A 10,000-nucleotide genomic window follows, 5' to 3' on the forward strand; every position below is an offset into this window, starting at 1 on the left:
CCGCGCAGGGCCTCGAAATCGAGCGCGTCGCCCGCCCCGCCCTCGGCCGAGGCTTCCGGCAGTTGCGAGAGATCGATGACCACCGGTTCCTGCTCGAAGAAATCGGGGGAATCCGCCAGCTGGGCGTCGAGCGCCTCGGCCAGCACGCCCAGATCGGTCGTCTTGAGGATGACTGCGATCAGCGGCAGCGTGGCGCTCTTGAATTCGAATACCGCCCTGGTGCGCGCGGCGGAAACATCGGCCATTGGAAAACGTCTGGAAAACGTCGGTGCGAAAAGCCTGGGAGTCTAACGGGCGCGGGGCGCGCGGCGGTGCAGCGCCGCGGCCCGGGCCGCCCCGGAAGCACATTTATTGCACGAGGTTTCACTTTGGGGGCTTGCGCGGGCCCCCGGAGGCGCCTCAGTTCTTCGTGCGGCCCAGCAGTGCGTAAAGAATGATCGCCCCGAAGGTGGCGGTGCCGATGCCGCCGAGCGCGAAGTCGCCGAACTTCAGCGTGAAGTCGCCGGTGCCGATGATCAGCGTGATCGCCGCCACGATCAGGTTCTTGTTCTGCGAGAAGTCGACCTTGTTGTCGACCCAGATCTTGGCGCCCGCCACCGCGATCAGGCCGAACACCACGATGCTCACGCCGCCCATCACCGGCAGCGGGATGGCCTGGATCAGCGCGCCGAACTTGGGGCTGAAGCCCAGCACCAGCGCGATCACCGCCGCCACCACGAACACCGCGGTCGAGTAGATGCGGGTGGCGGCCATCACGCCGATGTTCTCGGCGTAGGTGGTCACGCCGGTGCCGCCGGCCGCGCCGCTGACCACTGTGGCGATGCCGTCGCCGATGAAGGCGCGGCCCATGTAGCCGTCGAGGTTGCGCCCGGTCATGGCCGTCACCGCCTTCAGGTGGCCCAGGTTCTCGGCCACCAGGATGATCGCCACCGGCGCGATCAGCAGCATCGCGTTGGCCGTGAACACCGGCGCGGTGAAGGCCGGCAGGCCGAACCAGGCCGCGTTGGCGATGCCGCTGAGGTCCACCGGCTTGCCCAGGCCCATGCCGTTGGTCAGCACGGCATAGACGACGGTGGCCAGGATCAGCCCCACCAGGATCAGCAGCCGCTGCACCATGCCGCGCGTGAACACCGCCACCAGGCCGACGCAGAGGAAGGTCAGCGCCTGCATCCAGGCGTCGAAGTTGCCGGCCGCCATGTTCTTGATCGGCACGTTCGCGAGGTTGAGCCCGATCACCGCCACCACCGCACCGGTCACCACCGGCGGCATGAAGCGCTCGATCCAGCCCGTGCCCACGGCCTGCACGATGGCGCCGATCACGATGTAGACCACGCCGCAGGCCACGATGCCGCCCAGCGCCACCGCGATGTTGGCGTTGGGCCCCTTGCCGGCGTAGCCGCTGGCCGCGATCACCACGCCGATGAAGGCGAAGCTCGAGCCAAGGTAGCTGGGCACCTTGCCGCCCGTGATCAGGAAGAAGATCAGCGTGCCGATGCCGCTCATCAGGATCGCGATGTTGGGGCTGAAGCCCATCAGGATCGGCGCCAGCACGGTGGCGCCGAACATGGCGATCACGTGCTGAACGCCCATGAAGCCGGTCTGCACCCAGGGCAGGCGTTCGTCGGGCGCGACCACGCGCCCCTCGGTGGCGGCGACTTCGCGCCAGGTGAATGGATTGCTCATGGCTTGTCTCCTCGTGTCGTGGTCCAGGCTTGTAGGGTGCCGGTCGTGCTCAGCCGCGGGGCTGGAGCACCGCCATTGTGATGCGCGAAACGCAGGTCAGCTCGCCCGCTTCGTTGGTCAGGTCGATCTGCCAGACCTGGGTGCTGCGCCCGCGGTGCACCGGGCGGGCGGTGCCGATCACCCAGCCGCTCGAGGCCGAGCGGATGTGGTTGGCGTTGATGTCCAGGCCCACGGCGCGCTCGCCGTCGGGCGCCGAGTAGTGGGCCCCGCACGAGCCCAGCGTCTCGGCCAGCACCACCGACACGCCGCCGTGCAGGATGCCGTAGGGCTGGCGCGTGCGGTTGTCGACCGGGCAGCGCGCGCGGATGAAGTCGTCGCCGACCTCGAGGAATTCGATGCCCAGGTGTTCCACGGTGGTGCCGACGTGGCTTTGGGTCAGGGCCTCGACCGAGATGTCTTTCTTCCAGATGCGCATGGCGTGCTCGTCTTTCGTCTTGGTGTGCTTCGAAAAGGGTGGCGGAAACTATAGCGACGGCGGCTGACATCGGCAGTCGCCTAGGCGTGCTACGTTGGGCCCATGAAATCCCCCTCCCGGCGCGTCCGGTTCTGGCTCGCCGGCTCGGCCCTGGTGCTGCTGGCGGGCGCCCTCGCGCTGTGGGGGGCGGCGCGCTGGCTGCTGCCCAGCGACGCCGAGGTGTCGCAGCGCATCGCCGAGGGCTTCGAGAAGCACTACGGCATCGGCCTCAGGATCGGCGGCGCCCACTGGTCGCTGCTGCCGATGCCGGTGCTGGTGCTGACCGACGTCGCCACCGACCAGCCGCGCCCGGTCACCCTGCACCGCATCGCGCTGCGGCTGCAGCTCGCGCCGCTGTGGAAGCGCGTGGTCGCGGCCGACTCGCTCGAGGTCGAGGGCGCGGTGCTGCCCGGGGAATCGATCCGCGCCTTCCGTGGCCGCGCGCCCGAGACCGTGGAGAAGGGGCAGATCGCCCTGCCCGCGCCCTGGACCCTGGCCGAGACGCCGCTCGAGCGGCTGCGCTGGCGCGACGTGCGCTGGATCGACCGGCGCGACATCGAACTGGCCTACGACGGCCAGATCGACTTCGACCCCGGCTGGCGCCCGCGCCATGCGCTGGCCGAGCGCACGCAGGCCTCGCCGCCGGCCCGGCTGCGGCTGGACCGCGAGGGCAGCAACGACCGCTGGCAGACCCGCATCGACGTGGCGGGCGGCAGCTGGAACGGCGTCAGCCGCTTCGAGACGCTGGACAACGGCCGCCTGCGCGTGTCGGCCGAGCTCGCGCCGCGCGACGTCGACATCGAGGCGCTGGTCCAGACCTTCGGCCGTCGCACCTTCGTCGCCGGCAAGCTGCACGGCCAGACCACGCTGACGGCAGAGGCCGACAAGGCCGGTGCCCTGATGCGCGGCCTGCGCACGCGCACCGTGTTCTCGGTCAGCCCGGCCACCCTGACCAAGCTCGACCTCGCCAAGGCCGTGAGCACCGCCGGCATCAGCCGCGGCGGGCGCACCGCGCTCGACGAGCTCAGCGGCACGCTCGACACCGAGGCCACGCCCGACGGCACCGTGCTGCGCTACACCAACCTCAAGGCGCGCTCGGGCGTGCTCACCGCCAGCGGCAACGTGCGGCTGTTCAACCGGCGCATCCAGGGCGATGCCGCGGTCGATCTGATCGACGGCGTGGTCGGCGTGCCGCTGAAGATCGGCGGCACCCTGAGCGATCCCGAGCTCTCGCTGACCGGCGGCGCGCTCGCGGGCGCGGCCGTCGGCAGCGCGGTGCTGCCGGGCGTGGGCACGGCGATCGGCGCGCGCGTGGGGCAGCAGGTGGAGCGGCTGTTCGGACTCGACGAGCCGCCCGGCTCGAAGAAGAAGGCCAAACCCTAGCCGATCGCCTTGAGTACCGCGGGCACCGTCAGCACCGCCGTGTAATAGCCCATGAACTGCACCCCGGTGTTGAAGCCGATGGCGCGCGACAGCAGCCCGCCGAGCAGGCCCATGGTGAGGATCACGAACAGCCCCAGCAGCTGCCCTTCCCAGACGCTGATCACCACGATCAGGCCGACGAAGGTGGCGATGATCGCCTCGTGGCTGACCTTGCGCGAGACGAACAGCGCCGCGCGGCGCGCGAAGTTCATGGTGAAGGGATAGGCCACCAGCGCCGCGAGGATCACCGCCAGCATGCCGTAGCCCAGGAATTCCCGGTGGCTCAGCAGGTTGTGCAGGTTGTGGGTCTGGCCGGTGGCGGCGTCGATGGTGAACACCGGCGGCGCATTGAACAGCGGCGCGGCCGGGCCCGCGGCCACCGGGCTCAGCGGCAGGCCGATCGCGATCAGCGGGATCAGCGCCTCGGCCACGTAGGTGGCCTCGGTCACGCCGTTGCGCGCGGCCAGCGTGGTGGTGAGCCGGTGGTAGGCATGCTTGATGCGCGAGCCGACCAGCTCGCCGAGCACCACCGTCATCGCGACCGGGCTGAACACGAAGGTGGCGCTCGAGATGGTGGCGGTGGCCAGCGTCCATTTCACCTGGCCGCGGTCGAGCACCTTGAAGGGGTTCGGGAAGTAGCCGCTCCAGCCCTTCACGTCGGGCGCCAGCGAGAAGGTGCGCACCTTCTCGCGCGCCATGCGCGCCCTGGCCGTCGGCGACAGCACCGAGAACAGGTCGGCCACCAGCGGCCCGATCGCGATGCCCAGGAAGTAGCTGATGCTGAGCTTCACGCCGTATTTGGCGGTCAGCGACTGCAGAGCCACGATCACGATCACGAACGGCACCAGCGTCGCCACCGAGGCCCAGCGCCCGCTCGAGAACCAGGCGATGGCGACGGCCGCCACCACGAAGATCCATGGCGCCGCCTTGGTGATGGCCGCGCCGTAGGGCGCGAGCAGCACCGCGAACAGCACGGCCAGCGGCACCGCGACGAAGGCCGCGATGATCGCGCCCGACACCATCTTGCGCAGCGCGATGTGCGGCACGCCGAGGTTGCGCAGCATGTTGGCGTCCTGCAGCAGCGGCGTGGCCATGGTGTCGCCCGGGATGCCCAGCAGCGCGGTCGGCACCGCGTGCGTCATGTGCTTGGCCACCGCGGCCGCGAGGAAGAAGGTGAACACGCCCTCGGGCGGCACGCCCAGCAGCACCACCAGCAGGGTCAGCGGCGCGAGCGTGGTGGTCTCGTCGGTGCCCGACACGAGGCCGATGGCGGCGAACACCACGGCGCCCACGAGGCCCATGCCGGTGGCGACGAGGATCTGGTTCAGCAGTGCGGCGTCGATCACGAGGCGGCTCCTTCGGCGGCGGCGCGGGTGCGCGGGCGGTGGTTGGCGAACAGGTCGTGCAGGCCCAGCTCCTGGAGCTCGCGCAGCGCGGCGGGCGGCAGGTCGCTCATCGCGCCCAGGTCGCCGTGCTCGCCGGCCAGTTCGGCCAGCACCTCTTCGCGCCAGCGCGGATCGGCCGCGCCGCCTTCCACCACCTCGCGCTTGGGCGCGAACAGCAGCGCGCAGATCAGGCCCGCGATCACGCAGCCCGCGAGGCCCGCCAGCATCGCGTAGGCGCGCGCCAGCTCGGGCGAGCGCACGGCGCCCGCGAGCAGGCGGTTGGCCAGCAGGAAGCCGGCCAGGCTCACGGCGATGCCGATCGCGATCGCGCCCGCGAGATGGCGCAGGTCCGCCGTGTCGCCCCAGATTTCCACCAGGCGCCATCGCGCCTGCGTCGTGCCGTTCGGGTTCATTGCTTGTCTCCGTTCTTGCTGGTGTGACGGCACGCGCCCCGCGTGCCGCCGCGGTATCGGCCGCGGTCCGTGGTGCGGGACCTTCCCGCGATCCGTGAGATTCAGTTCCTGGCGCGCAGGGCTTCGAGCAGCGCTACCGCGCGGTCGGTGCGCACGTCGTGCTCGGCGGCCATCTGTTTGGCGACGGCATCGATCTCGTCGCCCGTGGCACCGGCCACCAGCGCGATGTTTCGCGCATGCAGCGCCATGTGGCCGCGCTGGATGCCCTCGGTGGCGAGCGCGCGTAGCGCGCCGAGGTTCTGCGCCAGGCCCACGGCCACCGCCACCTCGCCGAGCTCCTGCGCCGACTGCACGCCGAGGATCTTGAGCGCCAGCCGCGCGAGCGGATGGGTCTTGGTGGCGCCGCCGACCAGCCCCACGGGCATCGGCATCTCGATGGTGCCGACCAGCGCGCCGCTGCTGTCCTTCTCCCAGGTCGTGAGCGAGCCGTAGCGGCCATGGCGGCAGGCATAGGCATGCGCACCGGCCTCGACCGCGCGCCAGTCGTTGCCGGTGGCGACGATCACCGGGTCGATGCCGTTCATGATCCCCTTGTTGTGCGTGGCCGCGCGGTAGGGGTCGACGGCCGCGAAGGTGTAGGCGTCGAGCACGCCCTCGACGATCTCCTCGCCGCTGCGCTCCGTGGTCTTCAGCACCGCGGGCGTGAGCCGCACGCGGGCGCGCGCCAGCCGCAGGTCGGCCAGGTTCGAGAGGATGCGCAGCCGCACCGTGCCGCCCGTGAGCTGCTCGACCAGCGGCGACACCGCCTCGGCCATGGTGTTGACCGTGTTTGCGCCCATCGCGTCGCGCACGTCGACCACCAGGTGCAGCACCACCATCGCGCCGCGCGGCGTGTCCTCGAACACGTGCACCTCGATGTCGCGGCAGCCGCCGCCCAGGCCGATCAGCACCTTGTCGCGGCTGTTCGCCACCTCGAGGATGCGATCGCGCGCGCGCAGCAGCGCCAGCCGCGCGCCGTGCGGATCGCCCAGGCCCAGCAGCTGGACCTGCGCGCGCATCAGCGGCCCGCTGCTCGAGGCCTCGAAGCCGCCGCCCTCGCGCGCCAGCTTGGCCATGAACGATGCGGCGGCCACCACCGAGGGCTCCTCCACCGCCATCGGCACCAGGTACTCGCGGCCGTTGACCGTGAAGTTGCCGGCCACGCCCAGCGGCAGCTCGAAGGTGCCGATCACGTTCTCGACCATGCCGTTGGCGCGCTCGATGCCGAGCGCGCCGGGCGCGGCGAGCAGCGCCTTCTCCTCGGGCGTGAGCGCAGCGGCCTGCGCGATGTGATCGAGGCGCTGCGCGGGTGTCAGGGCTCGGAAATTGGGGAGGCGGGCGTCGGCGACCATCGTTCGTGCTTCGGTTCGTGCAAGGGGTGGATTCGGAAGCGTGCGAATCTAGGCCCGCTGTACCAGCCTCGGCAGGCACAGTTTCGCGGGACAGTCGGGACAGTGCGACGCGTCCAGTGCCCGCTGTGTCACAGTCGCCGGCCATGAGCGCACCCTCCAGAAGCGGCCCGCGCGCCGCCCCCATCGCCGATTCGCTCGCCGAGGCCCTCGCGCGCCAGATCGCCAGCGGCGCCTACAAGGCCGGCGACAAGCTGCCCTCGCTGCGCGAGCTCGCGCAACTGCACGGCTATGCCAAGAACACCGTGGTGGCGGCCTTCGAGAACCTGGTCTCGCGCGGCCTGGTCGAGCCGCGCCGGGGCTCGGGCTACTTCGTGCGCGCGCAGCCGAAGCCCGCGGGCGCCAGGCCGCCCGAGGACGATGCCGGCAGCCTGGGCCGCGCGATGGACATCGTGTGGCTGATGCGCGAGCAGCTCAAGACCGAGCCCGACGCGGTGGCCGTGGGCGACGGCTTCCCGCCGGTCGAATGGCTGGCCGACGTGCGGCTGGACAAGTACCACCCGAAGGTGGTGCGCACGGGGCTCGGCGCGCTGTTCCGCTACGGCAGCCGCTTCGGCTACGGCCCGCTGCGCGAGCACCTGGTGCGCAAGCTGGCCGACTTCGGCATCGGCGCCGAGCCGCGGCAGATCGTGCTCACGCACGGCGCCAACGAGGCCATGGACATCGTCATCCGCTACTTCGTGCCGCCCGGCGGCAAGGTGCTGGTCGACGACCCCGGCTACTACCCGCTGTTCGGCAAGCTCAAGCTCGCGGGCGCGCAGATGCTCGCGGTGCCGCGGCTGGCCGACGGGCCCGACCTCGAGGTGCTCGAGCAGCTGCTGGTGGCCGAGCGGCCGCGCCTGTTCTTCACGCAGTCGCTGGCCCACAACCCGACCGGCTCCGACATCTCGCCGGCCAAGGCCTTCCGCGTGCTGCAGCTGGCGCAGAAGCACGACCTGCTGATCGTCGAGAACGACCCGCTGGCCGACTTCAAGCCCACCGCGCTGCCGCGGCTGGCGGCGCTCGACCAGCTCGAGCGCACGATCTACATCGGCAGCTTCTCCAAGTCCTTCTCGGCCGCGCTGCGCGTGGGTTTCGTCGCCTGCGGCGCCGACCTCGCGAGCGATCTCGCCGACCTCAAGGCGCTGATCCACGTGAGCAGCTCGGAGTACGCCGAGCGCACGGTCGACGTGATCCTCAGCGAGGGCCACTACCAGCGCCACCTGAACCGGCTGCAGAACCGCCTGGGCGAGGCCACGCGCGAGGCGCTGCGCTTCTTCGATGCGGTGGGCGCCGAGGTGTTCGCGCGCAGTCCGCACTCGCTCTACGTCTGGGCCGCGCTGCCGGGCGTGGCCGACTCGCTGGCCTTCGCCAGGGAGCTGCTGCCGCGGCGCATCGTGATGGCGCCGGGCCGCATCTTCAGCGTCGACTCGACGCAGGTCTCGCGCTGGTCGCGCTTCAATGTCGGCGCCATGGCCGACCCGCGCTTCGCGAAGGCGATGCGCGCCACGCTCAAGCGCGTGGGCGGCTGATCAACCCTGGTGACGCTCGCGCAGCGCGCGCCGATTGAGCTTGCCGACCGCGGTCTTCGGAATCTCCTCGGCGAAGATCACGCGCTGCGGCTTCTTGTACGAGGCGAGCCGCCCGGCCACGTGCGCGATCAGCGCCGCCTCGTCGACGGCCTGGCCCGCGCGCGGCACCACCACCGCCGTGACCACCTCCACCCACTTCTCGTGCGGCAGGCCGATCACCGCGCACTCGCGCACCGCGGGGTGCGTCATCAGCGCATCCTCGACCTCGCGCGGATAGACGTTGTAGCCGCCGCTGATGATCATGTCGGAGGTGCGGTCCTTCAGGTGCAGGAAGCCGCGCGCGTCGAACACGCCCACGTCGCGCGTGCGCACCCAGCCGCCCGCGACGAAGGTCTCGGCATTGAGCGCGGGCGCATCGTGGTAGCCCGCCACGGCCGAGGGCGCGCGCACCGCGATCTCGCCCGGCGTGCCGGCGGGCACCTCGTTGCCGGCCTCGTCGACCAGGCGCATCTCGACCTCGAGCGCGGGCTGGCCGCAGGCGCCCAGCAGTTCGTCGACATGGTCCTCGGGCCGCAGCACCGCGAGGCACAGGGGCACCTCGGTCTGGCCGTAGTACTGCCAGAAGCGGTGCCGGCCCCAGGCCGCCATCGCGCGCTGGATCACGCTGCGCGGCATCGGCGAGGCGCCGTAGATCACGTAGCGCAGCGCGCTCACGTCGGTGGCCGCCAGTTCCGGGTGCTCGAACAGCATCTGCAGCATGGTCGGCACCAGGTTGATCGCCGTGATGCGCTCGGCCTGCAGCGTGCGCAGGAACAGGCCCGGCTCGAAGCCCGGCAGGATCACGGTGCGGCCGCCGCGCAGCCAGAACGGCAGCACGAACACGCCGCTGGCATGGATCAACGAGGCCGCGTGCAGCATCGCGTCCTCGGGCGTGGCGTTCAGCAGGTTCAGCAGCACGTTGCGGCAGATCGCCGCGTACGAGGCCTGCGTGTGCTGCGCGGCCTTCAGCGTGCCGGTGGTGCCCGAGGTGAAGAGCGTGAGCACCACGTCGTCGGGAGACGGCTCGAAGTCGGGCGCCGTGGCGGGCAGCGTCGCCGCCCGCGCGAGCAGGTCGGGCGCGCCCTCGAGCGCCGCGCCGATGCCCAGGCAGGTCAGGCCCGGTGTCGCCTCGCGCAGCGCCGCCGCGCGCTCGGCCAGGTCGGGGCCGAACACCAGGTGGGTGCAGCCGGTGTCGGCCAGCATGCGCGCATGTTCGGCCAGTGAGAGCCGCGCATTGAGCGGCACGCGGTTGATGCCGGCCTTCACGCAGGCGAAGTCCAGCGGCACGCTGTGCAGGCCGTTGTTGAGCAGCAGCGCCACGCGCGTGCGCGGCGCCGCGCCGGCCGCGTGCAGCGCATGCGCGAGCCGGCTGCTGAGCTGGTCGACCTCGGTGAAGCTCAGGCTGCGTTCGCCGAACACGATGGCGGTGCGCGGGCCGTGCTGCAGCGCGCCACGGCGGATCAGTTCGAGATAGGTGGGTGGGTGCAAGTCCGTGTCTCCTGTGTGTTCTTCGATGGGGCGCGCTCAGCGCCCGAATTCGCCGTGGCGGCCCGCGCCGCCCGCGAAGAAAACGGAGACCACCTCG

8 protein-coding genes and 1 pseudogene are annotated in these 10,000 nt (G+C 71.2%); 2 read left to right on the forward strand and 7 right to left on the reverse strand.

Annotation, left to right across the window (positions count from 1 at the left end; all coding sequences use genetic code 11):
* The 3 genes and pseudogenes from AC27VN_RS21650 to AC27VN_RS21660 all read right to left on the reverse strand — a co-directional run.
* Positions 1–245, reverse strand: a pseudogene (locus tag AC27VN_RS21650) (septum site-determining protein MinC); the annotation flags it as partial.
* Between the two features lie 154 nt (positions 246–399).
* On the reverse strand, positions 400–1,683 hold the full coding sequence (locus AC27VN_RS21655; protein WP_431510899.1) for a solute carrier family 23 protein: 1,284 nt from the start codon (positions 1,681–1,683) through the stop codon (positions 400–402).
* A 49-nt stretch (positions 1,684–1,732) separates the two neighbouring features.
* Positions 1,733–2,158, reverse strand: coding sequence for a hotdog fold thioesterase (locus AC27VN_RS21660; RefSeq protein ID WP_093343687.1), 426 nt, complete (start codon positions 2,156–2,158; stop codon positions 1,733–1,735).
* A gap of 102 nt (positions 2,159–2,260) precedes the next feature.
* Between AC27VN_RS21660 and AC27VN_RS21665 the strand changes: the two genes are divergently transcribed.
* Positions 2,261–3,580 (forward strand): AsmA family protein, encoded by a 1,320-nt coding sequence (locus tag AC27VN_RS21665; protein ID WP_490877848.1) that lies wholly within the window; start codon positions 2,261–2,263, stop codon positions 3,578–3,580.
* On the opposite strand, the gene AC27VN_RS21670 is transcribed toward AC27VN_RS21665, so the two are convergent.
* From AC27VN_RS21670 to AC27VN_RS21680, 3 genes are all read right to left on the reverse strand, one after another.
* Positions 3,577–4,965: a tripartite tricarboxylate transporter permease gene (locus AC27VN_RS21670; protein ID WP_490877849.1), complete on the reverse strand. Its 1,389-nt coding sequence runs from the start codon at positions 4,963–4,965 to the stop codon at positions 3,577–3,579. The two genes, AC27VN_RS21665 and AC27VN_RS21670, sit on opposite strands and share 4 nt — an antisense overlap.
* A complete protein-coding gene (locus tag AC27VN_RS21675) occupies positions 4,962–5,417 on the reverse strand; it encodes a hypothetical protein (protein ID WP_296788478.1) in 456 nt (151 codons plus the stop codon). The genes AC27VN_RS21670 and AC27VN_RS21675 overlap by 4 nt, the downstream gene beginning before the upstream one ends.
* A gap of 101 nt (positions 5,418–5,518) precedes the next feature.
* The gene (locus tag AC27VN_RS21680) at positions 5,519–6,808 is read right to left on the reverse strand and encodes a hydroxymethylglutaryl-CoA reductase, degradative (RefSeq protein ID WP_490877850.1); all 1,290 of its coding nucleotides are present in this window, start codon (positions 6,806–6,808) and stop codon (positions 5,519–5,521) included.
* A gap of 143 nt (positions 6,809–6,951) precedes the next feature.
* Here AC27VN_RS21680 and AC27VN_RS21685 point away from each other — a divergent pair, with 143 nt between their 5' ends.
* A complete protein-coding gene (locus AC27VN_RS21685; RefSeq protein ID WP_490877851.1) occupies positions 6,952–8,376 on the forward strand; it encodes an aminotransferase-like domain-containing protein in 1,425 nt (474 codons plus the stop codon).
* Here the strand turns inward: AC27VN_RS21685 and AC27VN_RS21690 are convergent, their stop codons facing one another.
* Positions 8,377–9,903: a class I adenylate-forming enzyme family protein gene (locus tag AC27VN_RS21690; protein WP_490877852.1), complete on the reverse strand. Its 1,527-nt coding sequence runs from the start codon at positions 9,901–9,903 to the stop codon at positions 8,377–8,379.
* Positions 9,904–10,000 lie beyond the last annotated feature (97 nt).

Source organism: Variovorax sp. 20P10.2.4, assembly GCF_058244205.1.

Bases quoted from the DNA above. Each gene is read 5' to 3' on its own strand.
- AC27VN_RS21655 (WP_431510899.1), bottom strand. From the start codon at position 1,683: ATGAGCAATCCATTCACCTGGCGCGAAGTCGCCGCCACCGAGGGGCGC.
- AC27VN_RS21660 (WP_093343687.1), bottom strand. From the start codon at position 2,158: ATGCGCATCTGGAAGAAAGACATCTCGGTCGAGGCCCTGACCCAAAGC.
- AC27VN_RS21665 (WP_490877848.1), top strand. From the start codon at position 2,261: ATGAAATCCCCCTCCCGGCGCGTCCGGTTCTGGCTCGCCGGCTCGGCC.
- AC27VN_RS21675 (WP_296788478.1), bottom strand. From the start codon at position 5,417: ATGAACCCGAACGGCACGACGCAGGCGCGATGGCGCCTGGTGGAAATC.
- AC27VN_RS21680 (WP_490877850.1), bottom strand. From the start codon at position 6,808: ATGGTCGCCGACGCCCGCCTCCCCAATTTCCGAGCCCTGACACCCGCG.
- AC27VN_RS21685 (WP_490877851.1), top strand. From the start codon at position 6,952: ATGAGCGCACCCTCCAGAAGCGGCCCGCGCGCCGCCCCCATCGCCGAT.